Source organism: Sphingopyxis sp. (assembly GCF_050916055.1).
Lineage (GTDB): Bacteria > Pseudomonadota > Alphaproteobacteria > Sphingomonadales > Sphingomonadaceae > Sphingopyxis.
Genome location: NZ_CP051527.1, coordinates 2,559,501 through 2,583,493, shown reverse-complemented (window position 1 = coordinate 2,583,493; position 23,993 = coordinate 2,559,501). Strand labels below are relative to the sequence as shown.

23 protein-coding genes are annotated in these 23,993 nt (G+C 67.0%); 17 read left to right on the top strand and 6 right to left on the bottom strand.

The window, feature by feature from the left end; all coding sequences use genetic code 11:
• The first annotated feature begins 5 nt into the window (after positions 1-5).
• The 7 genes from HEQ22_RS12540 (at position 6) to tgt (ending at position 7,551) form a co-directional block, all read left to right on the top strand.
• The gene (locus HEQ22_RS12540; RefSeq protein ID WP_432768230.1) at positions 6-926 is read left to right on the top strand and encodes a polyprenyl synthetase family protein; all 921 of its coding nucleotides are present in this window, start codon (positions 6-8) and stop codon (positions 924-926) included.
• Complete coding sequence (coaD, locus tag HEQ22_RS12535) at positions 926-1,432, top strand: pantetheine-phosphate adenylyltransferase (protein WP_432768229.1); 507 nt, start codon at positions 926-928, stop codon at positions 1,430-1,432. The genes HEQ22_RS12540 and coaD overlap by 1 nt, the downstream gene beginning before the upstream one ends.
• A 122-nt stretch (positions 1,433-1,554) precedes the next feature.
• The gene (locus tag HEQ22_RS12530) at positions 1,555-2,355 is read left to right on the top strand and encodes a peptidylprolyl isomerase (RefSeq protein WP_432768228.1); all 801 of its coding nucleotides are present in this window, start codon (positions 1,555-1,557) and stop codon (positions 2,353-2,355) included.
• Between the two features lie 22 nt (positions 2,356-2,377).
• Positions 2,378-3,403: a tRNA preQ1(34) S-adenosylmethionine ribosyltransferase-isomerase QueA gene (queA, locus tag HEQ22_RS12525; RefSeq protein WP_432768227.1), complete on the top strand. Its 1,026-nt coding sequence runs from the start codon at positions 2,378-2,380 to the stop codon at positions 3,401-3,403.
• A 101-nt stretch (positions 3,404-3,504) separates the two neighbouring features.
• On the top strand, positions 3,505-5,700 hold the full coding sequence (locus HEQ22_RS12520; RefSeq protein ID WP_432768226.1) for an EAL domain-containing protein: 2,196 nt from the start codon (positions 3,505-3,507) through the stop codon (positions 5,698-5,700).
• Positions 5,701-5,761: 61 nt separating this feature from the next.
• Positions 5,762-6,250, top strand: a complete 489-nt coding sequence (locus HEQ22_RS12515) for a hemerythrin domain-containing protein (RefSeq protein ID WP_432768225.1) — start codon at positions 5,762-5,764, stop codon at positions 6,248-6,250.
• A gap of 176 nt (positions 6,251-6,426) precedes the next feature.
• On the top strand, positions 6,427-7,551 hold the full coding sequence (gene tgt, locus HEQ22_RS12510; RefSeq protein WP_432768224.1) for a tRNA guanosine(34) transglycosylase Tgt: 1,125 nt from the start codon (positions 6,427-6,429) through the stop codon (positions 7,549-7,551).
• An 18-nt stretch (positions 7,552-7,569) separates the two neighbouring features.
• Here tgt and HEQ22_RS12505 read toward each other — a convergent pair whose 3' ends face one another.
• A complete protein-coding gene (locus HEQ22_RS12505; RefSeq protein ID WP_432768223.1) occupies positions 7,570-7,671 on the bottom strand; it encodes a NepR family anti-sigma factor in 102 nt (33 codons plus the stop codon).
• Positions 7,672-7,949: 278 nt separating this feature from the next.
• On the opposite strand from HEQ22_RS12505, the gene HEQ22_RS12500 reads away from it, so the two are divergent.
• The 7 genes from HEQ22_RS12500 to xth all read left to right on the top strand — a co-directional run bounded on the left by HEQ22_RS12500 (position 7,950) and on the right by xth (position 14,881).
• Positions 7,950-8,744: a response regulator gene (locus HEQ22_RS12500; RefSeq protein ID WP_432768222.1), complete on the top strand. Its 795-nt coding sequence runs from the start codon at positions 7,950-7,952 to the stop codon at positions 8,742-8,744.
• A 128-nt stretch (positions 8,745-8,872) separates the two neighbouring features.
• Entirely contained in the window at positions 8,873-11,566 is a 2,694-nt protein-coding gene (locus HEQ22_RS12495) for a bifunctional [glutamine synthetase] adenylyltransferase/[glutamine synthetase]-adenylyl-L-tyrosine phosphorylase (RefSeq protein WP_432768221.1), read from the top strand.
• Positions 11,563-12,030: a peroxiredoxin gene (locus tag HEQ22_RS12490; protein ID WP_432768220.1), complete on the top strand. Its 468-nt coding sequence runs from the start codon at positions 11,563-11,565 to the stop codon at positions 12,028-12,030. The genes HEQ22_RS12495 and HEQ22_RS12490 overlap by 4 nt, the downstream gene beginning before the upstream one ends.
• The gene (locus tag HEQ22_RS12485) at positions 12,030-12,821 is read left to right on the top strand and encodes a ferritin-like domain-containing protein (RefSeq protein WP_432770871.1); all 792 of its coding nucleotides are present in this window, start codon (positions 12,030-12,032) and stop codon (positions 12,819-12,821) included. Before HEQ22_RS12490 ends, HEQ22_RS12485 begins: the two co-directional genes overlap by 1 nt.
• A 141-nt stretch (positions 12,822-12,962) precedes the next feature.
• Positions 12,963-13,637, top strand: a complete 675-nt coding sequence (locus HEQ22_RS12480; protein WP_432768219.1) for a M23 family metallopeptidase — start codon at positions 12,963-12,965, stop codon at positions 13,635-13,637.
• A 91-nt stretch (positions 13,638-13,728) separates the two neighbouring features.
• On the top strand, positions 13,729-14,070 hold the full coding sequence (erpA, locus tag HEQ22_RS12475) for an iron-sulfur cluster insertion protein ErpA (RefSeq protein WP_432768218.1): 342 nt from the start codon (positions 13,729-13,731) through the stop codon (positions 14,068-14,070).
• Between the two features lie 40 nt (positions 14,071-14,110).
• Positions 14,111-14,881 (top strand): exodeoxyribonuclease III, encoded by a 771-nt coding sequence (gene xth, locus HEQ22_RS12470; protein ID WP_432768217.1) that lies wholly within the window; start codon positions 14,111-14,113, stop codon positions 14,879-14,881.
• 56 nt (positions 14,882-14,937) lie between these two features.
• Here xth and HEQ22_RS12465 read toward each other — a convergent pair whose 3' ends face one another.
• The 3 genes from HEQ22_RS12465 to HEQ22_RS12455 all read right to left on the bottom strand — a co-directional run bounded on the left by HEQ22_RS12465 (position 14,938) and on the right by HEQ22_RS12455 (position 18,756).
• Positions 14,938-16,059, bottom strand: a complete 1,122-nt coding sequence (locus HEQ22_RS12465; protein WP_432768216.1) for a DUF1501 domain-containing protein — start codon at positions 16,057-16,059, stop codon at positions 14,938-14,940.
• Positions 16,060-16,061: 2 nt separating this feature from the next.
• The gene (locus HEQ22_RS12460; protein ID WP_432768215.1) at positions 16,062-17,498 is read right to left on the bottom strand and encodes a DUF1800 domain-containing protein; all 1,437 of its coding nucleotides are present in this window, start codon (positions 17,496-17,498) and stop codon (positions 16,062-16,064) included.
• An 88-nt stretch (positions 17,499-17,586) separates the two neighbouring features.
• Positions 17,587-18,756: an N-acetyltransferase gene (locus HEQ22_RS12455; RefSeq protein WP_432768214.1), complete on the bottom strand. Its 1,170-nt coding sequence runs from the start codon at positions 18,754-18,756 to the stop codon at positions 17,587-17,589.
• A gap of 119 nt (positions 18,757-18,875) precedes the next feature.
• Between HEQ22_RS12455 and HEQ22_RS12450 the strand changes: the two genes are divergently transcribed.
• Positions 18,876-19,982, top strand: coding sequence for a fatty acid desaturase family protein (locus HEQ22_RS12450; protein WP_432768213.1), 1,107 nt, complete (start codon positions 18,876-18,878; stop codon positions 19,980-19,982).
• A 107-nt stretch (positions 19,983-20,089) separates the two neighbouring features.
• On the opposite strand, the gene lptG is transcribed toward HEQ22_RS12450, so the two are convergent.
• Both lptG and lptF read right to left on the bottom strand, forming a co-directional pair.
• Entirely contained in the window at positions 20,090-21,187 is a 1,098-nt protein-coding gene (lptG, locus tag HEQ22_RS12445; RefSeq protein WP_432768212.1) for an LPS export ABC transporter permease LptG, read from the bottom strand.
• A complete protein-coding gene (gene lptF, locus HEQ22_RS12440; protein ID WP_432770870.1) occupies positions 21,188-22,354 on the bottom strand; it encodes an LPS export ABC transporter permease LptF in 1,167 nt (388 codons plus the stop codon).
• Positions 22,355-22,539: 185 nt separating this feature from the next.
• Between lptF and HEQ22_RS12435 the strand changes: the two genes are divergently transcribed.
• Positions 22,540-23,013 carry a DUF2141 domain-containing protein gene (locus HEQ22_RS12435; RefSeq protein ID WP_432768211.1) on the top strand — a complete coding sequence of 158 codons (474 nt, stop codon included), beginning with the start codon at positions 22,540-22,542 and terminating at the stop codon, positions 23,011-23,013.
• A 5-nt stretch (positions 23,014-23,018) separates the two neighbouring features.
• On the top strand, positions 23,019-23,990 hold the full coding sequence (locus HEQ22_RS12430) for a diacylglycerol/lipid kinase family protein (RefSeq protein WP_432768210.1): 972 nt from the start codon (positions 23,019-23,021) through the stop codon (positions 23,988-23,990).
• Positions 23,991-23,993 lie beyond the last annotated feature (3 nt).

Here is a 23,993-nt window from a genome sequence, read left to right as displayed (position 1 = left end):
CGGCGATGGCGTCCGTCAACGACGATGCGGCGGCCGGAACGCAGCGCCTGCTCGCTGTCCAGGCCGACGTCATGGCCGACATCGACCGCCTGTTCGACCAGTTGCTGCCGGTGCCCGACGATCCGCGCGCGCCGCTGTATCGGGCGATGCGCCATGCCGCGATCGCCGGCGGCAAACGCCTGCGGCCGCTGCTCGTGCGCGCCGCCGGCGACCTGTTCCATGTCGATCCGGGGCTCAGCCTGCGCGTCGGCGCGGCGGTCGAGGCGATGCACGTCTATTCGCTGATCCACGACGACCTGCCCTGCATGGACGACGACGACCTGCGCCGCGGCAAGCCGACGGTGCACAAGGCGTTCGACGAGGCGACCGCGGTGCTGGCGGGCGACTCGCTGCACGCGCTGGCCTTCGAATGGCTTTGCGATCCGCTGACCAGCAACGATCCCTTCGTGCGCGGCGAACTGATCCGCGAACTGTCGCGCGCCGCCGGTCCGGCCGGAATGGCCGGCGGGCAGATGATGGACCTCGCCGCCGAAACCGCCGATTTCGACCTGCAGACCGTCACCCGCTTGCAACAGCTCAAGACCGGCGCGCTGATCGGCTTTTCGGTCGAGGCCGGCGCCATCCTCGCGCGAATTCCGCCCGAGGGGCGCACCGCGCTGCGCGGCTATGCCCGCGACATCGGGCTCGCCTTCCAGATCGCCGACGACATTATGGATGTCGAGGGCGACGAGGCGCTGGCGGGCAAGGCGCTGCACAAGGACGAAGCCGCCGGCAAGGCGACCTTCGTGACGCTGATGGGGCTGGAACGCGCGCGCGAACAGGCGACCGCGCTGGTCGAGCAGGCGATCGGGCATCTGGCGAGCTATGGCGACGAGGCAGCGCTGCTGCGCGCCATCGCCCGCTATGTGGTGGAAAGGGACCGTTGATGCGCATTGGGGTTTATCCCGGGACCTTCGACCCGATCACATTGGGGCATATGGATATCATCCGCCGCGGCGCGAAACTGGTCGACCGGCTGGTGATCGGGGTCACGACGAACATCACCAAATCGCCGCTTTTCGAAGACGACGAACGGATCGCCATGGTCCAGAGCGAGGTCGCCGCGATCGGCGGCGACATCCGCGTCGTCGGGTTCAATTCGCTGTTGATGGATTTCGCCGAGCGCGAGGGGGCGGGGATGATCGTCCGCGGGCTGCGCGCGGTCGCCGACTTCGAATATGAATATCAGATGGCGGGCATGAACCAGCAGCTCAACGACCGCATCGAAACGGTGTTCCTGATGGCCGACGTCGGATTGCAGCCGATCGCCTCGCGCCTGGTCAAGGAGATCGCCATCTTTGGCGGCGATATCCACAAATTCGTCAGCCCCACGGTGAAGGATGCGGTGGTGGCGCGGATCGCCGCGCGCGGCCTGCGCCAGGGCGATGCCTGAGCGGGCCGGTCGCGCGGCGCCGCGCATCGCGCTGCTTTCCGATCATTGAGCGTTCAGCTTTTTCCCGCTAGGGCGCGCCAGACGGGGCGCAAACCGGACTCCAGTACAAAGGCCGATCCAGCATGAATTTCATTTTCCGTCCCCTGTTTCTGACGACGATGGCGCTCGGTCTTGCGGTATCGGCCACTGCGCAGGATGCGCCGTCAGCGCCGCCGCCGAATCCCGAAGAGGTGCCGACCGCGCCGCCGCCGGCCGATCCCCCCGCCGAACCGGTAACCCCGCCCGCCGACGCCCCTGCGGCGAGCGACGCGGCGGGTGAGGTGGCGGTGCCCGCGGTTCCGGCGATGCCCGCCGACCAATATATGGGCGTCCCCGAATATATGCTCAACATCGACCTTTCGACCGGCGGCCGGGTCGTGGTGCAGCTTTATCCCAATATCGCGCCGCAGCATGTCGAGCGCGTCAAGCAGCTCGCCCGCGCCGGATTTTACGACGGGGTGAAATTCCACCGGGTGATCGACGGCTTCATGGCGCAGACCGGCGATCCGACCGCGACCGGGCAGGGCGGCTCGCAGCTCCCCGACCTCAAGGCCGAATTCAACCCGACGCCGCACCTGCGCGGCACCGTGTCGATGGCGCGCGCCGAGGCCGAGGACAGCGCCAACAGCCAGTTCTTCATCATGCTCCAGCCGCGCTTTGCGCTCGACAACCGTTACACCGCGTTCGGGCGCGTCGTGTCGGGCATGCAATATGTCGACGCGATCCAGAAAGGCGAACCGCCGGCGGTGATGTCGCGCATGGTGCAAGTGTCGGTCGCGGCCGACAACAAGCCGGTGCCGCCGCCGGCGCTGCTGACCGAGACGCCGCCGCCGGCGCCCGCCGCCGCGATCACCGCCGACCAGCTCAACGCGCCGATCCAGTAAGCCGGACCGCGGCGCGAACCTCATGCGCGTCGACGCCTTCGATTTCGACCTGCCGCCCGAGCGGATCGCGCTGCGCCCGGCGCGGCCGCGCGATGCCGCACGGATGCTGGTGGTCGAAGGCGACCTGATCATCGACGCCGGGGTTGCCGACCTGCCGTCGCGGCTGCGGCCCGGCGATTGCCTGGTGTTCAACGACACGCGGGTGATCCCGGCCCAGCTTGAAGGGCGCCGCGGCGACGCGAAGATCGGCGCGACGCTCCACAAGCGCATCGACCTGCGCCGCTGGCAGGCGTTCGTGCGCAACGCGAAGCGGCTGCGCGTCGGTGAAACGGTCGATTTCGGTGCCGGGGTTACGGCGCTGGCCGAAGAGCGGCTGGCCGATGGCAGCTTCATCCTGGCGTTCGCCGGCGACGACCCCGTCGAATGGCTGCTCGAACGCGCGGGAACGATGCCGCTGCCGCCCTATATCGCGGGCAAGCGCGCGACCGACGCCGACGATCGCTCTGATTATCAGACGATGTTCGCGCGCGAAGACGGCGCCGTCGCAGCGCCGACGGCGGCGCTGCACTTCACCCCGGCGCTGCTCGCCGCGCTGGCCGCCGCCGGGGTCGCGACCGAAACGCTGACCTTGCACGTCGGCGCCGGCACCTTTTTGCCGGTGAAGGCCGACGACACCGACGATCATGTCATGCACGCCGAATGGGGGCGGATCGAGGCGGATACGGCGGCGCGCCTCAACGCGGTGCGCGCGAACGGCGGCCGGGTGATCGCGGTCGGCACGACCAGTCTGCGCCTGCTCGAAAGCGCCGCCGCCGCCGACGGCACGATCGCGCCCTTCGCGGGGGACACCGCGATCTTCATCACCCCCGGCTACCGGTTCCAGGCGATCGACGGGCTGATGACCAATTTCCACCTGCCGCGATCGACCCTGTTCATGCTGGTCAGCGCGCTGATGGGGCTGGAGACGATGCAGGCAGCCTATGCCCACGCCATCGCCCACGACTATCGTTTCTACAGCTATGGGGACGCCAGCCTGCTGCTTCCCTGAATGGGACAGTTCGCCGTATGGCAGCGTTCCCATTTACATTATCGCAAGGCATTCAGGGCATTGCGGGTCCAGCAAAGTGGGGGCCAGCAAGAGTTTCTTCGATGGACATGCCAGCGCGGATCGAATCCGACGCCCCGGGGGGGGACGTCGCTGCCGGTGACGGCCAGCGTGGCTTTTTGGGCAAGCTCGGCGCGCGCATGGGCAAACGTGGCGCCGCGCCGGCCAATCTCGACACCCGCGAAGCGCTGCTCCTCGTCCGCAACTATGAAGAGAGCCGGCGCGGCTGGTTCTGGTCGACCGACGCCAGCGGCCGCCTGACCTATATCACCGATGCGGTCGCGCGCCTGATCGGCCGGCAAGGGGCCGGCGAATTGCTCGGCACGCCGTTCACCGACCTGTTCCTGCCCGCCGACAGCAATGGCGAGCGCCAGCGCACCTTGCCCTTCCTGCTCACCCGGCAGTCGAAGTTCGACGATCTGCCGCTGCGCGCGGCCGCCGATGGCGAACCGCGCTGGTGGGCGGTGTCGGGACGGCCGCATTTCACGCCGGGCGGCAGTTTCGCGGGCTATCGCGGCAGCGGCATGGACATCACCGCGCAGCGCCAGTCGGCCGAGGATGCGTCGCGCCTCGCGCTCTATGATTCGCTGACCGGTCTTGCCAACCGCTTCAACATCTCGCGCAAGCTCGACACGACGCTCGCGGCGTTCGCGCAGCAACAGCGTTCGTGCGCGATCATGCTGCTCGACCTCGACCGGTTCAAGCAGGTCAACGACACGCTGGGCCACCCCGCCGGCGACGCGTTGCTGAAACAGGTGGCGGAGCGGCTGCTGAAAATCGTCGGCGACAAGGAAATGGTCAGCCGGCTCGGCGGCGACGAGTTCCAGATCATCCTTCCCGACCAGGAAGACCGCGGCAAGCTGGGCGACACCGCGGCCGACATCATCGCCAGCCTGTCGCAACCCTATTCGGTCGAAGGCAGCCGCTGCATCATCGGCGCGTCGGTCGGCGTCGCGATCGCTCCCTTCGACGGGCAGACCAGCGACGACCTCGTCCGCAACGCCGACCTCGCGCTCTATGCCGCAAAGGGCAGCGGTCGCGGCCGGTTCCGTTTCTATTCGAGCGACCTGCACCAGGCGGCCGAAGACCGCCGCGTGCTCGAAGAGGATTTGCGCGATGCGCTCGCGCGCGGCGAGATGCAGCTGGCCTATCAGCCGGTGGTCAACGCGAAGTCGAACATGGTGACCGGGGTCGAGGCGCTGGTGCGCTGGAACCACAGCGAACGCGGCATGATCTCGCCGGCGATGTTCATCCCGATCGCCGAGGAAGCCAATCTGATCTGGCAGCTCGGCGAATGGGTGCTGCGCAAGGCGTGCGAGGATGCCATGCGCTGGCCAGGCGACATGCGCGTCGCGGTCAACGTGTCGCCGATCCAGTTCGCCAACGAGGACCTGCCCAAGATCGTCGCCAGCGCGCTCGCCACGACGGGTCTCTCCCCCGACCGGCTCGAGCTCGAAATCACCGAAAGCGTATTCCTGGGCGATTCGACCGAAACCGCACGGATGTTCAAGGCGCTGAAGGGACTCGGCGTGCGCCTCGCGCTCGACGACTTCGGCACCGGCTATTCTTCGCTGGGCTATCTGCAGTCGGCGCCGTTCGACAAGATCAAGATCGACCAGAGCTTCGTGCGCGGGGCGACCGAGCCGGGGTCGCGCAACGGCGCGATCATCGCGGCGATCGTCGCGCTCGCCGAAGCGCTCGAAATGGAGACGACCGCCGAGGGTATCGAATCGCTCGACCAGCTCGAGCTGGTCCGCAAGCTGAGCGTCAGCCACGTCCAGGGCTATGTCTACAGCCAGCCGGTCGCGAACGCCGAACTGCTTGAACATGCCGAGGCGGGATCGTGGACGATCAAGCCGTCGGGTCCGGCAAAGCAACGCAACGGCCGGTTCCAGATGTTCCGCAAGGTCGGCGCGATTCACGACAACCATCGCTACAATGTCGTCATCCGCAACCTGTCGACGACCGGCGCCTTCATCGAAGGAATTTTGGACGTGCCGATCGGGACCCGTTTCGTGATTGATTTCGGCGAAGGCCAGCTGGTCACCGCGACGGTGCGCCGATCGATGAAGCACCAGCAGGGCGTCCAATTCGAACAGACGATGGTCAGCGACGGCAATGGCGGGCTGTGCACGCGCCACCGCGTTTCGCCCTATCTGATCGCCGCGGCGACGCAGCAGACCGCCGCGAACCTCGCGCTGCCGTCGTTCACCACCACCACCGACTGGAAAGCCGCCTGACCCGCGGAACCGGTTTGCCAGCCGACCGTTCTGTCTCCGACCCAACCCGACGGAGATCGACATGGCTGAAGAAAAGATTTTCGCGCGGCTGAAAGCCGACCACGACCGCCACCGCGACCTGCTCGACAAGATCGATGCAACCCACGGCGACAGCCCCGAACGCGAAACGCTGTTCGAGGCGTTCCGCGTCGAGGTGACCGCCCACGCGGCGTCGGAAGAAATGTCGCTTTATGCCACGATGCTGGGGATGCCCGACCTGCGCGAGGATGCACAGCACAGCGTGTCGGAGCATAAGGAAATCGACGACATGCTGACCGAGCTGTACGAGATGGACTTTGCCTCGACCGGCTGGCTGACGCGCTTTCGCACGATGAAGCATCGCTATCTTCATCACATCGACGAAGAAGAGGAAGAGATGTTTCCCGAGGCCGAGAAGGGCCTGTCCGATGCGCGGAAGAAGGAGCTGATCAAGATCTTCGAGAAGGAAAAACCGAAGGAAAAGGCGAAGGCGGCCGCCGATGAGCCGTCGAGCGAAGACGCCAAGGAATAGCCATAATACGCCCTCCCCTTCAGGGGAGGGCAGCGAGACTTGCCAGCTAGTCGCAGCGGGTGGGGGTCATCGGCCTTGCGCCACCTTGCGAGCCCCCACCCCAACCCCTCCCCTGAAGGGGAGGGGCTTTTACTTCGCCTCGACTTTTCGTGCCTTCCCCGCCATAGGCGCGCGCCATGACGACACGATTCCAGTTTTCGGTTGCCGCGACCGACGGTGCCGCGCGCACCGGCACGATCGCGATGATGCGCGGTGAAATCCGCACCCCCGCTTTCATGCCCGTCGGCACCGCCGCGACGGTCAAGGCGATGCGCCCGGCGGAGGTGCGCGCCAGCGGCGCCGACATCATCCTCGGCAACACCTATCATTTGATGCTGCGCCCCGGCGCCGAGCGCATGGCGCGGCTCGGCGGGCTGCACAATTTCATGGGCTGGGACCGGCCGATCCTGACCGACAGCGGCGGCTATCAGGTGATGAGCCTGTCGGCGCTGACCAAACAGAGCGAAGAGGGGGTCGCGTTCAAGAGCCATCTCGACGGTTCGAAGCATATGCTCACCCCCGAACGCTCGATGGAAATCCAGCGCCTGCTCGGCAGCGATATTGTGATGGCGTTCGACGAATGCCCGCCGAACGGCGTCGATGCGAAACGCGCCGCGGCGAGCATGGAGCGCTCGATGCGCTGGGCGGCGCGCAGCCGCGCGGGGTTCGACGCCGGCGACGAGCATGCTTCGCGATCGGCGCTGTTCGGTATCCAGCAGGGTTCGCTCGACGAAAAGCTGCGCGCGCGCTCGGCGGCGGTGCTCGTCGACATCGGCTTCGACGGTTATGCGATCGGCGGCCTCGCGGTCGGCGAGGGGCAGGAAGCGATGTTCGGCGTGCTCGATTATGCGCCGGGCCAGCTCCCCGCCGACAAGCCGCGCTATTTGATGGGGGTGGGCAAGCCCGACGACCTCGTCGGCTCGGTCGCGCGCGGGGTCGACATGTTCGATTGCGTGCTGCCGACGCGCTCGGGACGCAACGGGCAGGCCTTCACCTGGGACGGGCCGGTCAACATTCGCAACGCCAAACATGCCGAGGATCAGGCGCCGCTCGATCCCGACTGTTCATGCCCGGTGTGCACGACCTGGTCGCGCGCCTATCTCCACCACCTCGTTCGCGCCGGCGAGATGCTCGGCGCGATGCTGATGACCGAGCATAATCTGCACTTCTATCAGGCGCTGATGCAGGCGATGCGCGATGCGATCGCGGCGCGGCGATTCGCCGCGTTCCAGAGCGATTTCGACGCGCGCTATCAACGCTGACGTCAGGCGACGCTGACGTCAGTTGAGCTTGTTGAGGAGGTCCATCATCGATTGCGGGATCGTCTCGTCGACCGCCGATTCATAGGCGCGCCGCAGCGCACCGTTGACGTCCTGCGCCAACTTGGGTGATTTTTTGCTGGCGCTCTTTCCGGTGGCCTTGGGTGACGGCGAGCCGGATTCAGGCGACATTATCGGGACATCCGCTGGACATGGTGCCTTTTGCTAGCGACGCGCGCGAAAAACGCAATGGCGCGTTTGTTTCTTTCGCATGAAACTATTTTGCGGTTAAATCGTTCCGTCATGGCGCAATTATATCGGTTGCCGATGGCGCCTGCCGGGCGTTCGCCCGGATTTTCGAGGGTTTCGGGCGCTCCGCGTCCCGTTTCAGGAGGTATTATATGTCATTGGGTCAGGCGATCGCGCCGCACCTTCCCTATTTGCGGCGTTATGGCCGGGCGATTTCGGGGAGCCAGCAAAGCGGCGACGCGCTGGTCTCCCAGCTGCTCGAAACGTTGATTGCGAACCCCGCCGCGGTCGATTCCGCCGGCGACCTGCGGATCGACCTTTATCGCATGGTTCACGACAATTTCGGCCTGGTTGCCGAGCGCGCCGCCGAGCGCGACGATGCCGAAGCGGCGGACATTGCGATTGCCGACGCGCGGCTGCGCCGCATTCCGTCGCTCGCGCGTCAGGCCTTGATCCTGACCGCCGTCGAGGGCTTCACCGCCGAAGAGGCCGGACGCATTGTAGGCCGCGACGCCGATGCGGTGCGCACGCTGATCGCCGAGGCGACCGACGAGATCGACCGTCAGACGCGCGCGCGCATCCTGATCATCGAGGATGAGCCGATCATCGCGATGGACATCGAAATGATCGTCCGCGATCTCGGCCACGATGTCGTCGCGGTCGCCACCACGCACCGCGAGGCGGTCGCCGAGGCGCAGAAGCATCAACCGGGCCTGGTGCTCGCCGATATTCAGCTCGCCGACAACAGCTCGGGGATCGAGGCGGTGCAGGAAATCCTGACCGACCTCGCCGTGCCTGTGATCTTCATCACCGCCTTTCCCGAACGTCTGCTCACCGGCGACCGGCCCGAACCGGCGTTCCTGCTGACCAAGCCGTATCAGCCAGCGACGCTGCGCGCCGCGATCGCGCAGGTGCTGTTCTTCGACGAGAGCACCGTTCCGGCCTGATTTTATCGTCGTTGCGAGCGCAGCGAAGCAATCCAGAGGTGCTTAAACCGCTCTGGATTGCTTCGCTGCGCTCGCAACGACGAGCTTTGGGTTGCGGCCGCGGCTTGGGCGGGCGATAGCCACGCGCGATGACGTGCCAACGCCAGTCCGCGCTCGATCGCATGACCGCCAACGCGCCTTTTCTCGCGCGTCTGGCCGAACTCCATCCGGGCGACGTCGCGCGCTTTCTGAGCGACGGGACCGACGCCGCGCTCGCGGCGCTCTGCGCTCCGCCGGTCGACGACGACATCATGGCGACGCTGCGCCATTGGCGCGGGCGGACCGCTTTGCTGCTCGCGCTCGGCGACCTGTCGGGCGAGCATGACGTCGCGACGACGACGCGCCATTTGTCCGCCTTCGCCGATGCGGCGTGCGACGCGGCGATCGCCGCCGCGTTCGCCGAACGTGTGCCCGGCGAGGCGCCGCGCGGGCTGTCGGTGATCGCGCTCGGCAAGCTCGGCAGCCACGAACTCAACTATTCGTCGGACATCGACCCGATCCTGATCTTCGATCCCGATACGATGCCGCGCCGCTCGCGCGACGATCCGACCGAAGCCGCGGTGCGCATCGCGCGGCGGATGGTCGAGATTTTGTCGGCGCGCACCGCCGACGGTCACGTCCTGCGCGTCGACCTCCGCCTTCGCCCGCATCCCGAGGTGACGCCGATCGTGCTGCCGGTCGATGCGGCGATTTCCTATTATGAATCCGAAGCGCTGGCGTGGGAGCAGGCGGCGTTCATCCGCAGCCGCGCGTCGGCGGGCGACCGCGCGCTCGGTGAGGAGTTCCTGTCGGCGATCGGGCCCTTCATCTGGCGCCGCAGCCTCGATTTCCGTCAGCTCAAGGAAATCGGCGCGATGAGCGACCGCATCCGCGACCATTTCGCGCAGGGACAGGCGTTCGGACGCGGTTATGATCTGAAGCGCGGCCGCGGCGGGATCCGCGAGATCGAGTTTTTCGCGCAGGTCCATCAGCTCATCTATGGCGGGCGCGATCCGTCGCTGCGGGTGCCGGCAACGGTCGATGCGCTGGCGGCGCTCGCCGCTGCGGGGCGGGTCGAGCCCGAGGTGGCGGCGCGCCTGTCGGGCCATTATGCGACGCTGCGCCGCGTCGAGCACCGATTGCAGATGATCGAGGACCAGCAGACGCACAGCCTGCCGGTGACGCCGGCGGCGCTCGACGGCGTCGCGCGGCTCGACGGGCATGCGGACGGCGCGGCGCTGCTCGCCGCGCTCGAACCCGTCGTCGGCGATGTCGGCGCCTGCTACGACCGCTTGGTCGCCGACCGCGCCGCGACGACGGGGCTGCCGCGCGACGAGGGCGAACTAGCGGGCGCGCTCAGCGCCGCCGGATTCGACCCGCCCGACGCCGCGGTCCGCTCGATCGCCGAATGGCGCGGCGGCAAGCTGCGCGCGCTGCGCAGCCAGGCAGCGCTCGAGGCGCTCGAAACCGCGCTGCCCGAACTGGTCCGCGCGATCGGCGCCGCCCCCGATCCGCAGGCGACGCTGATCCGCTTCGACAAGCTCGTCGCCGGGCTGCCGAGTGCGGTGGGTTTCTTTCACCTGCTCGCGGCGCAGCCCCAGCTGGCGCGGATCGCGACGCGCATCCTCGCGCTCGCGCCGACCCTCGCCGACGCGCTCGGCGCGCGGGTCGAACTGATCGAGGGGTTGATCGACCAGCGCGCCTTCGAGCCGCCGGCGACGAAGGGCGCGCTGCTCGCCGAATGGGCGCCGGGACTCGCCGGGCTCGATTACGAACGGCTGCTCGACCGGGTTCGCGACCGGGTCGGCGAGCGGCGTTTCGCCTATGGGGTGCAACTGATCGCGGCGGCGACCGATCCGCTCGTCGTCGCCTGCGGCTATTCCGAACTCGCCGAGGCGGCGCTCGGCGTGCTCGCCGACGCGACGATCGCCGAATTCGTCGCGGCACACGGGGTCGTGCCGGGCAGCGAGCTTGTCGTGTTGGCGCTCGGACGGTTCGGGGGACGGGCGCTGACCCACGCCTCCGATCTCGATGTCATCTATCTGTTCACCGGCGACCATCTCGCCGAATCGGATGGGCCGCGACCGCTCGGCGCGACGACCTATTACAACCGCCTCGCGCAGCGCGTGACCGCCGCAATGTCGGTGCCGACCGCGGCGGGCAAGCTCTATGACGTCGATACAAGGCTGCGACCCCAAGGCGCGCAGGGGCCGCTCGTCGTCACCCTCGACAGCTTCGAACGCTATCAGCGCGAAGAAGCCTGGACGTGGGAACATATGGCGCTGCTCCGCGCGCGGCCGGTCTATGGATCGGATCCGGCCCGCGACGCCGTGCAGCGGATCGTCGACGCGCTGCTCGCTGTGCCCCGCGAGCGGGCCGCGGTCGCCAGCGACGCCGCCGACATGCGCAGCAAGATCGCGGCGCACAAGCCGCCGGCGGGACCGCTCGACATCAAGGGCGGCCCCGGCGGGCTCGTCGATCTGGAATTTGCGATGCAGGTGACGCAGCTTTCGACCGCGCGCTGCCACGATCCCAACATCGGCGCGGCGCTCGCCTGCCTGAAGGTCGACGGGCTGGTCGCGGCGGAGATGTGCGATGCGTATGGCCTGCTCGCGCGGATGCTGGTGATGCTGCGCCTGACCGCGCTCGACGGGGAACCCGCGACCGCCGCCGCGCGTCAGCTCGTCGCGAGCGCGTGCGGCGAACCCGGCTGGCCGCAACTGCTTGCCGCGCACGACGCGGCGCGGCAGGAGATCGCGACTTGGTGGGCGTCGATTCGCCCGGCCGGACAGGAGAAACCATGATGACCGTTGCCCTCGGCGACCCGATCCCCGACGTAAAACTGCTCGACGCCGACGGCGCGACGATCGACCTCGCGGCGATGGCGGGCGCGCCGCTCGTCGTTTATTTCTACCCCAAGGCCGATACCCCCGGCTGCACCGTCGAGGCGCAGGATTTCACGCGCCTCGCCCCCGACTTCGCGCATCTGAACGCGCAGGTCCTCGCTGTGTCGCGCGACGCGCCAGCACGGCTCTGCAAGTTTCGCGACAAATATGGGCTGACCGTGCGCCTTGCTTCCGACGAGGCAGGGACAGTGTGCGAAGCCTTTGGCACCTGGGTCGAAAAACAGAATTACGGCAAAACCTATATGGGGATCGAGCGGTCGACCTTCCTGTTCGGCGCCGACGGCAAGCTGGCGCGCGAATGGCGCAAGGTGCGCGTGAAAGGCCATGCCGACGCGGTGCTGGAGGCGGCCAAGGCGCTTTAGTGCAAAGTCTGGGCGAAGCCGCGCGCGCCGTCCTGCTGACGCCGGATCCGCACGCCAAGCGCCGCGCGGCGCGGCAGTTGGCGCGCGCTTGGCGGCAGGGGCAGCTCGCGCATCGCTGCGCTGTCGCGATGCCCGACCGGCCGGCCTGGCCGGCGGCGCCGGCGCTGCTCGCGCCGAGCCAGATGCCGCGGCGCGGCAAGGGCGGGTCACAGCGCGGCCGCATCGCGCTGCTCCATGCGCTCGCCCACATCGAATTCGTCGCGATCGACCTGGCGGTCGATCTGATCGGCCGCTTCGGCGGCAAATTTCCGCGCGCTTTCGTCGACGACTGGATCGGCGTCGCCGCCGACGAGGCGATGCATTTCGCCTTGCTTGACCGGCGTCTGCGCCAGCTCGGCAGCTTCTATGGCGAATTGCCGGCACATGCGGGCCTGTGGGATGCGGCGGCGGCGACCGCCGACGACGCGCTGGCGCGGCTCGCCATCGTGCCGATGGTGCTCGAGGCCCGCGGTCTCGACGTCACCCCGGCCATGGTCGAGCGCTTCACCGCCGCCGGCGACACCGCCTCGGCGCGCATTTTGTCGCGGATCTACGTCGATGAGGTGCGCCACGTGCGGGCGGGAACCGTCTGGTTCGGATGGCTGTGCGACGAACGGGGATTCAATGCCGTCGAAACGTGGCAAAGCCTTGTGAAATCGCGCTTCCGCGGTCCGTTGAAACCACCGTTCAACGACTCGGCGCGCCTTGACGCCGGTTTAACGCAAGAATTCTACACGGTTATTGCTTCGTAAGGTTTCGGACAGCACACAGGCTTCGCGGGGGATGAGCAGTCATCCAGAGCAAAAAACACCGGCGCCAAGGCCTTTTTCGAACCTTGGCGACATGGCAGATGCGGGGTCGTCGTTTTGATAAACAATTTTCTGGCGCAAAAGTTGCACCAAGCCGCGATAATTTGTGCGGCAGCATGTTTCGGACTGGCAACACCCGCCGTCCACGCAGCAGAAACCAGCGCCGATGCCGGCATTGTTGCTCCCGACGAGCCCGATGACGACAGCTTTACCGCCGGCGTCCCGGCCCCTGCCGAAGACAGCGAAGCCCGCGCGATCTTCCAGGCTTGGAAGCGTCTCGACACCGGACTCGCCGCCTCGATCGGCGTTGCCGTTCCGTCGCGCCGCCCGATCGAAAATATGTCGCTGTCCTCGTCGTACGGCATGCGCGTTCATCCGGTCACCGGCCGCGTCGCCCGCCACAACGGCATCGATATTCCTGCCCCCCGCGGCACCCCCATTTTCGCCACCGCCGACGGCATCGTCGGCCGCGCCCAGCGCCTTGGCGGTTACGGCAATTATGTCGAAGTCGAGCATGGCAACGCGATCCAGACGCGTTATGGCCATATGTCGTCCTACGTCGTGCGCCCCGGCCAGCAGGTGAAAAAGGGCGACGTCCTCGGCTATGTCGGTTCGACCGGCCGCTCGACCGGCAACCACCTCCATTATGAAGTCCGCATCGAAGGCGCGCCGGTCAATCCGATGCCGTTCGTCCGCTCGGACCAGATGGCGATCGCCGCGCTCACCGGCGACAAGCTCGCGATGGGCGGGCCCGAATAAACCCGGTTTTCAGAGACGGAGAGGAGGGGCGCCCACCGACCAATCGTCGGGGCGCCCTTTTCATTTGCGCCAAACCCCCTATCTTGCCGCCATGGCCACGCAGCTTTCCGACATCACCCTTTCGCCCGCCGCCGCGGCGCGCGTGCGCTGGATCGCCGATCGCAAGGGCGAGGCACAGGCGGCGTTGCGCCTCGCGGTCGATGGCGGCGGCTGTTCGGGCTTCACCTATCGCTTCGGCCTGGCCGAAGACATCGACGCCGACGACATCATCACGGAAACGGACGGGGTGAAGCTGGTGGTCGATCCGGTGAGCATCGATCTGGTGCGCGGCTGCATCGTCGATTTCGTCGATTCGCTCGGCGGTTCTTCGTTCAAGGTCGAAAATCCGAATGCGGCTTCGGGCTGCGGCTGCGGGTCGAGCTTCTCGATCTGACGCCTTTCGCCGCGCCGTGCTTGCTGGCATAGGTGCCGCCATGAAAATCGCGACCTTCAATATCAACGGCATCAAGGCGCGGCTGCCGCGACTTGTCGAATGGCTCGAAGAAACGCGGCCCGATATCGCCTGCCTGCAGGAATTGAAATCGAGCGACGAGACGATGCCGACCAAGGAGATCGAGGCGGCCGGCTACGGTTTCCTCTATCACGGCCAAAAAGGTTTCAACGGCGTCGCGATCCTCGCGCGCGATGCGCAGCCGGTCGAAATCCAGCGCGGCCTCGCCGGTGAGGCCGAGGACGAACAGTCGCGTTACCTCGAGGCCGACGTCCACGGCCTGCGCGTCGCGTCGATCTACCTGCCCAACGGCAATCCGCAGCCGGGTCCCAAATTCGATTACAAGCTACGCTGGATGGCGCGGCTGCGCGAGCGCGCGAAGTTTCTGCTCGCTTCGGAAATCCCGACGATCCTGACCGGCGATTATAACGTCATCCCGCACGACGACGATGTGTGGGACCCGCGCGCGATGGCGAACGACGCGCTGATGCAGCCTGAATCGCGCGACGCCTGCTTCCGCCTGCTCGGCGACGGCTGGACCGACGCGATCCGCAGCCGCCATCCGGCGGGCGGCGTCTGGACCTTCTGGGACTATCAGGCCGGCGGCTGGCAGCGCGATCATGGCTTTCGCATCGACCATCTGCTGCTCAGCCCCGCGCTCGCCGACCGGCTGGTCGATGCCGGCGTCGACAAGGACCACCGCGGGCGCGAAAAGGCCAGCGATCACGCGCCGACGTGGGCGGTGCTGGCGTAAAGCGCACCGCATTAATTGATCCGTCATTGCTAACGCAGCGACGCTGGAGCCTGGAGTCAGGCGTCGGGATACAGCGTCGTCATCACCCGCTGCGGGTCGAGCGCGTAATGATGCGCGACCGCCGCCGCGATCACGCTTTCCAACGACCGCGTCGGCTTGAGGTCGCGCCCGTCGAGCCGCGCCGCGGACGCGAGCCCCGGCCAGTCCGCCAGCACCTTGCCGCCATTGGCCAGCCCGCCGCCCAGCAGCATCGCCGCCGATGCGGTGCCATGGTCGGTGCCGCCGGTGCCGTTGACCTCGACGGTGCGGCCGAATTCGGTCGCCACGATCACCAGCGTATCGGACCAGGCGGCGCCGAGCCCGGACTGCACCGCGCCGATCAACTGGTCGAGCCCGCGCAATTGCGCCGCGAGCCGCCCGCGCTGGCCGCTGTGCGTGTCCCAGCCGCCGGTTTCGATCATCATCACCCTCGCCCCGTCGGCGGGCAGCATCAGCGGGGCAGCGAGCTTGCCGAGGTCGGCGCCGTTGCGGCCGTTGTTGCCGCCGATGTCGCTCGCCAGTTCCTGCGTCTTGATCGCGCTGTCCCACAGCGGATGGAGCAGCGGGTCGTCGGCATACAGCGCCGACAGCCGCGCGATCAGGTCGGCATCGGCCTGCGGCAGCCGGCTTGGCGCATAGGTGCCGACGGGCAGGGTGCCGCGCAGCGCGAGCGGCACCGCGGTGGCGATCGCCATCGCCGATCGGTCGGCGGCGGGGAGCAGCGTCAGCAGCCGGCCGATCCAGCCGTCGTCGCGCGCATAGGGGCGCGATCCGCCGCCTTCGAGCATATTCTGGCCGTCGAAATGCGACCGGTCGCGATAAGCGGTGGCGACGGCGTGGGCGAATTGCGCTTGCTTCGCCGCATAGAGCGTCGCCGCCTGCGCGAGCGCCGGGTGCAGCGTGAACATCGCGTCGAGCTTCGCCCCGGTCGTGGCTTCCTCGGCCAACGCCCGGCGCGCGGCGGCGAAGGCAGGATCGCCAGTCGGGGCAAGGATGCCAAGGCCGTCGGCGGCGCCGCGCTGGATGACGAAGAGCAGCCGCTTGGCGGTGTTCGCGGCGGCAAAGGCGAGGCCGGGCAGGGCGGTGGCGGCGGCGAGGCCAGCGCCCGACAGGATGAGAAAACGGCGCGAGAGGATCATGACTATCTCCGCAGGAAAGCAGGGCTGGCGAACAGCATCGCCAGCCCCTGGCCGGGGCTGTCGGCGCGGGCGATCGCCTGCGCCGCGGCGGGGGTCAGTGCGTCGGCAAGCAGGCGCGGCGCCAGTTGGCGCGCATCGACGCGGTCGCCGATCCGTCCGGCGACCCGGCTGGCGAGCTCGACGCGCTGCATCAGCGCTGCCGATCCCGCCCACGTCGCGACCTGGTCGGCATAACCCGCGGGCGATCCCGGTCGCCACAGCGGCTGGCCGAGTTGGTTGAACATCGCGGGGACATTCTGGCGCTGGTCGGTGGTCGCGATCGTCAGCCCGCGCAGCATCGATACCGCCCAGTCCCAAGGCGATTTGAACATTGCGGGTTCGCTTTGCCACGCCTCGGGCGACGCGATCAGCGTGCGGTACAGCGAGGCGAGGTCGCCGCCGCTGCGTTCGAAATCGGCCGCCAGCCGATCGACGAGTGCGGGCGGCGGCGTGTCACCGCTGAAGTGGCGCGCCAGCTTGGTCGCGATATGGCGCGCGGTCGCCGGATGCACGGCGATGTCACGCAGCACCGCCTCGGCCTGCTGCGCGCCATCCTGTTCATAGCGCTTGCCGAGGATCGTCTGCGCGCCGGGCTGGTGGAGCCGGGCGATGAACACCGTGTCGCCCGGCGTGGCGTCGGCGGGCATCAGCCGCTGGCCGGCGCCGCGCCCGAGCCCGGCGACGGTCAGCCCGGTCAGCGCCTTGGCAAAGGCGGTGACGTCGGCCTGCGTATAGCCGGTGCGGACGCCGAGCGTGTGCAGCTCGAGGATTTCGCGCGCCAGATTTTCGTTGAGTCCCGGACCGGGACGACCGCGCCGCGTGGCGATCCGCGTCGCCACCGCACTTTCGGGACCGAAGCTTTGCGCCTGGTCGAGATAGAGCAGCATCGCCGGATGGCGGACCGCGGCGAGCAGCAGGTCCGAAAACTTGCCCATGATATGCGGGCGGATCGCCTCGAACTCATAATTGCCGGCAAAGCCGATCACCGTCTGCTTGTCGGCCGACACCGCGAAATGATTGGCCCAGAAGTGGACGAGCCGTTCGGGAAAGGGGGTGGGCGATGCGACCGCGGCCGCCAGCCGGGCTGCCGCCGCATCGACATAGTGGCGGCGGATCGCCGAGCGCGACAGGCGGCGCATCTCGGGGTCCATCTTTGCCGCGTCGTCGGCCATTTCCGTCTCGGCTTCGGCCGCCGCGCGGCGCATCGCCTGACGATCGGCGCGATAATCGACATAGGCGGTCGCGATCGCCTGTCGGCTTGCAAGTCCGGTCAGCGCGGCGGGCGCCGGATCGTAATCCGCCAGCTGGCGCGACAGCCACGCCTTTGCATCGCCGGCCGGCGCCTCGTCGGGGCGGCGGCCGAGGCCAAAACGGTTGGCGGCAAGATATTGAATCGCCATGCGAATGCCTTTCCGGTTGGGAAACGCAGGATGGCGGTGATTTGTCGCAAAGCTGTCCCAGCGGCTGGCGCCACCGGCTCCGGTCGCGTCAGTCGAGCGGCTTGTCGTATATCTGATAGACGCGGTTGACCTTGGCCTCGATCGCCTCAGCGACCGCGTTCATGCCCTGATTGTCGTCGAGCACCCAGCCGATGTCGCCGCGCTCGGTGCCATAGTCGCGCACCGCGTCGCGGCGAATCAGCTCGATCATCATGAAGGCCAGCGTGCTCGCCATGCGGCTGTTCTGGAGCTTTTTGGCGACCCCCATCAACGGCACGCGCAACGTATGGCTCTTCGGCTTGCGCAGCCACCACAGCAGCCGCGCCCAGTTGAACGGCAGCAGCGAGCCGTCCATGTCGATCAGCAATTCGTTGATATTGGGCAACACGATGATGAACGCCACCGCCTCGCCGTCGAGTTCGGCGACGCGGACCAGATCCTCGAACACGATCGTGCGCAGCTTCTTGCCCACAAAGGCGATCTCGCTGTCGGTCAACGGGACGAAGCCCCAATTGTCCGACCAGGCGTCGTTGAGCAGCCCCATGATCAGCGCGGCTTCGGCGTCGAAATTCTTCTTGTCGACCTTGCGCACCCGAATGCGCGAATTTTTCTCGCCTGCCGCGACGATGCGATCGACCAGCGGCGAAAAGCCGTCTTTGACATACACATCATAGTTGATCAGCTGCTTGACTGGGCGGTATCCGGTGCCTTCGATCCAGCCGCGATAGAGCGGGCTGTTGTGCCCCATCATCACCGTCGGACGATTTTCAAAGCCTTCGATCAGCAGCCCCGGCTCGTCCCAGATCGAAATCGACAGCGGCCCGAGCGATCGGTGCATGCCTTGGCTGCGCAGCCAGTCTTCGGCAGCGGCGAGCAGCGCCTGCGCGACCGCCTCGTCCTCGGCTTCGAGCAATCCCCAGTTGCCGGTACCCGGCCCCATCCCCTGTTCGGCGGGCTGGGCGAGCGCCAGCGTGTCGATATGCGCCGAGATGCGCCCCGCGGTGCGCCCGCTCCGCCGCGCGAGGAACAGCTGCGCCTTGCCATGCTCGAACCAGGGATTCTTGCCGGGGGTGAGCAGCGCGTAAACCTCGCCCTTCAGCGGCGGCACCCACGCCGGATCGCCGCGGTTGAGCCGATAGGCCAGCTCGACGAACTCGCGCGTGTCGGCCTTGTTTTTGACCGGGTGGATGGTGATCGGGCCTTGCGAATGTCGGCTCATACTGGTTTCCTGCGCTGCCAACCCTATATCGATGACGCCGCATTAGGGCATAGCCGCTGCGCTGGCGACCCGCATTTGGCCATTTTGCTGCCACGAAATCATGGTGAAAAGCGAGCGTTATGACGACGATCAATCCTCTTGCCGACCGCGCCGCCATCGTGGCCGCGCCGCCGGCGGCCAAACCGCCCAAGGCGGCGATCGCCGACGATATGGCGATGATCCGCGCGGCGTCGGAGCTGACGCGCGATCTCGTGGCGCCCAGCGCGCGCATCTACTGGACCGATTTCCTGCTCTCGGCCGCTGTCGGTTATGCCGGGGTGGCGGGGGCGATTTTCGCGCCGACGATGGCGTGGGCGCTCGTCGCCGCCTTCGTCGCGATCCTCGCGCTCTACCGCGCCGGCAGCTTCATCCACGAGCTGACCCATCTGCGCAAAAATGCGCTGCCCGGCTTTCGCTTCGGCTGGAATCTCGTCATCGGGGTGCCGCTGCTGATCCCGTCGTTCATGTACGAGGGCATTCACAGCCTGCACCACAACCGCACCAAATATGGCACGGTCGAGGATCCCGAATATCTGCCACTCGCGCTGATGAAGCCGTGGACGGTGCCGCTGTTCGTGGTCACCGCGGCGCTGGCGCCGCTGGCGCTGCTGTTCCGCTACGCGGTGCTCACCCCGCTGTCGCTGCTGATCCCGCCGCTGCGCCGGATCGTGATGGAGCGTTATTCGGGGCTGATCATCAACCCGCTGTTCCGCCGCAAACCGCCCGAGGGCGATTTCCGCCGCCAATGGGCGTGGCAGGAAGGCGGCGTCTGGGCGTGGTCGAGCCTGCTGATCGCCGCCGGCGTCTTCGGCTGGGTGCCGCTGCGCGCACTGCTGATCTTCGGCGCGATCGCCGCGGCGACGCTGGTGCTCAACCAGGTCCGCACCCTGGTCGCGCATCTGTGGGAAAATGACGGCGAGGTGCTGACCGTCACCGGCCAGTTCCTCGACAGCGTCAACGTGCCGCCGCCGGGCCTGCTGCCCGAACTGTGGGCGCCGGTGGGGCTGCGCTACCACGCGCTGCACCATCTGCTGCCCGGCGTCCCCTATCATGCGCTTGCCGAAGCGCATCGCCGCCTGAAAGACGTGCTGCCGACCGATTCGCAATATCATGGCGCGAATTACGATGGGCTGCCGGGGCTCGTGATGCGGCTGGTGGCGGGTTCGGCGCGGGGTGCTGCGGCCTGAAGTTACCGCGTCGCCCCCGCGAAGGCGGGGGCCGCTAGCAGCTCTATCCCCGTGCCGTTGCGTAAAACGATGACGGCCCCCGCCTTCGCGGAGGCGACGGTTATTTGCTATTCCTCGGTCCTGATCAAAATCATCTCGCCGATCAGCGCAAACAGGATGAACGGGCCCCACGCCGCAAGGAAGGGCGAGTAAGCGCCCAGATCGCCCATCGCGAGCGCGAAATTGTCCGCGACGAAATAAGCGAAGCCCAGCCCCATGCCGAGGATCGCGCGGATGAACAGCTTGCCCGATCGCGCCAGCCCGAACGCGGCGACCGCGCCGAGCAGCGGCATCAAGATTGCGGACAGCGGCCCCGAAATCTTGTGCCAGAGCACGCCTTTCAGCGCGTTGACCGGCCGCCCCGCGGCTTCCAGGTCGGCGATCGCCGATTGCAGTTGCCAGAACGGCAGTTCGTCGCCGCGCACCTGCGCCAGGGTGAACTGGTCGGGGCGCACGCCCGGCGCCGCGACGATCGTTCCCAGCGCTTCGACGGTGCCCGACCGGCGCAGGAAGCGCGTCGCGTCGGTCAGTTCCCAGCCGCCGTCGACGGCGCGGGCGCGCGTCGCCTTCAGCATCGACGACAGCACGCCGCCGGTGCGCTCATAGATGGTCACCCCGCGCAGGACGATCGCCGGCCCGCCGGTTTCGACCGCCTCGGCGTTGATCAGGTCGTCGCCGTCTCGGACCCAGATGTTGGTCCGCACCCCGCTGTCCTTGGGGACGCGGGCATATTCGACCTTCTGCCACGCGCTCAGCGCCGCGGTCGATCGGGTGACGATGCGTTCGTTGAAGGCAAAGCTGATCCCCGCGACGAGCAGCGCGGCAAGGAACAGCGGCGCCAGCACCTGATGTGCCGACATCCCCGACGCCTTCATCGCCACGACCTCGCTGTTCTGGTTGAGCGTGATCAGGGTCAAGATCGTGCCGAGCAGCACCGAAAAGGGCAGGAAGGTCTCGATGATCTGCGGCAGCCGCATCCCGACATAGCGCCACACGTCGGCATCGCTGTTGCCCGCGACGCCCAAGATCTTGCCGCTCTCGCCGAGCAGGTCGAGCGTCTGAAGGATCAGCACCAGCGCGAACAGGATCGAAAAGGAGCGGATGAGGAACAGGCGGCCGACATACATCGCCATCGTGCGCGACGGGAAAAAATGGAGCTGGTGCATCTAGGTTTCCGCCTCGACCGCGCGCGGCTTGCGCTGAAACAGGCTCAGCATGCCGCGAATCTTCTGCGCCGCCTTCGCCGCGACGCGTTCGAGTGCGCCGATCGGCTGGCCGCCGGGGACATGCGCGACGGTATAATACATCCAGATCGCCAGCGCCGCGAACAGCAGGAACGGCACCCACAGCGCGATCACCGGGTCGATCACCCCGCGCGCGCCCATATCCTCGGCATATTGGTTGATCTTGTGCTGGGTCACCAGCAGCACGATCGACAGAAACACCCCGAGCGACGAGGTCGAGCGTTTCGGCGGGATGGCGAGGGCGATCGCGATCAGCGGGATCAGGAACATCGACATCACTTCGACGATGCGAAAATGGAAATTGGCGCGCGATTCGAGCCGCGTTTCGACCGACTGGCGCTGATCCTTGCCCGCGACGAACAGCTCGGGGAGCGTCATTTCGCGGTCGGCGCCGCCGCGGTTGCGGAACGATTCGATCTTGGGCAGCGGGATCGGCAGGTCGTGATTGTCGAAACTCAGCACCCGCGGCACCGGGAATTTCGGCGATTCGTGGATCAGCACCCCCTGGGTCAGGCGCAGGATGATCGTTTCGGGATCGTCGGTCGCCAGGAACTGGCCGCGCGCCGCGGTGGCCGATACGCGCTGGCCATCCTGCTGTTCGCCGCGGACGAAAATGCCGCGCAGCAACCGGCCGTCGTCCTGGCTCTGTTCGATTCGCAGCGTCATCCGGTCGCCGAGCTGGGTGAATTCGCCGACCTTGATCGACGCGCCCAGCGCGCCCGAACGCAGTTCGAACTGCAGGCCTTCATAGGCGTAGCGCGCGACCGGCTGGATAAAGCCGACGATCGCCAGATTGAGCGCCGCGAGCGCGATGGCAAAGGCGAACGGCACCCGCATCAACCGCCCGAAGCTCATCCCGACGCCCTTCAGCACGTCGAGTTCGCTCGACGTCGCGAGCTTGCGGAAGGCCAGCAATATGCCGAGCATCAGCCCGATCGGGATGCCGAGTGAGAGATATTCGGGGATCAGATTGGCGAGCATCCGCCACACGACGCTGACCGGTCCGCCCTCGGTCGCGACGAAATCGAACAATCGCAGCATTTTTTCGAGCACGAGCAGCATGGCCGACAGCACGAGGGTGCCGAGCATGGGAAAGAAGATGAGCCGCGCGATGTAGCGGTCGATGGCAGGCAGCTTATTCAATCTTTCGTCGCCCCATCACCATGTTTTGGCCGCAAATGTTCCCGATATGCCGATGCAAGGGCGACAGGGACCCATATCGGCGCCGTTTTGCGTTCGCCGGTGTGGCTATAGCCTCTGGAGGTTTTGAGGTCATGTCGAAATTTGTATCGGCCCTCGTGGGCGTATCGTTGCTGGGTTTTGCCGCAACCGCGCACGCGGAAGGCCGGGTTCTCTCGAACGATCTGTCGAAGTGCAGGAGCGGTCCGTCGACGCTGGTTCAGATCAGCGGCGTCAAGGCGTCGACCGGAAAGATTCGCGTGCAAAGCTATCGCGGCACGTCGGCCGACTGGCTGGCGAAGGGCCGCTGGCTTGCCCGCGTCGAAGTTCCGGCGCGCGCCGGGTCGATGACGGTGTGCGTGCCGCTGCCCGAAGCGGGCGTCTATGGCATCGCGGTGCGCCACGACGCCAATGGTAACGGCAAGACCGATATCAGCTCGGACGGCGGCGGGATGTCGAACAATCCCAGCATCAACATCTTCAACCTCGGCAAGCCGAGCTACAAGAAGACTGCCTTTTCGGTCGGGGACGCGCCCAAGACGATCTCCATCTCGATGAAATATATGTAACGGGCATGGCGAGCGTCGCGCTCCTTTCGAACCCACGCTCGACGGGCAACCGTGCCCTGTTGCCGCAGGTTCGCGAATATTGCGCCGCGCACCCCGATATTTTTCATTACGAGGTCGAGGACGTCGGCCAGATCGGCGAGGCGATCCGCACCATCGCGCTGGTGTCGCCGCGGATCGTCGCGATCAACGGTGGTGACGGCACGGTGCAGGCGGCGCTGACCGAGCTTTATTCGGGCGGCCATTTCGGCGGCTCGCCGCCGCCGGTTGCGGTGTTGCCCAACGGCAAGACCAATTTGATCGCGCTCGACCTCGGCGCCGACGGCGATCCGATCAAGGCGCTCGAGCGGGTGATCGAGCTGGTTGAGACCGGCCGGCTGGAGGATCATGTGATCCAGCGCCAGCTGATCTCGCTCGACCGCGACGGCGCCCGGCCGGTGCTCGGCATGTTCCTCGGCGGTGCCTATCTCGCCGATGTGATGCTTTATTGCCGCAACCGCATCTACCCGCTCGGCCTGCCCAACGGCATTTCGCATATATTGGCGGCGATCCTCGGGCTGTTCTCGATCATCTTCGGGCTCGGTGGCGGCCGCCTGCCACCCAAGCCGCAGACGATGACGGTGTCGCTGATCCGGCAGGGCGAATTCAAGGGCAAATTCTCGCTGCTGATCGTCACGACGCTCGAAAAGCTGCTGCTCAATATCCGGACCAGCGAGAGCCACGGGTCGAACGGCAATATGAAATTGCTCGCGACCGATAGCAATGTCGGGGCGCTGTTCCGGATGCTCGGGGCGACGTGGCGCGGAACGCTCGGCCAGCGCGCGCTCGCCGGGGTGCATTTCGAGCAAGGCGACGAAATCCGTATCGAGGGTGAACGTTCGAACGTCATCCTCGACGGCGAAATCTACGAGGCGAAGCACGGCATGCCGATCATCCTGACCTCGACGCCGCCGGTGCCGTTCCTGCGTCTCGCGGCCTGAGCG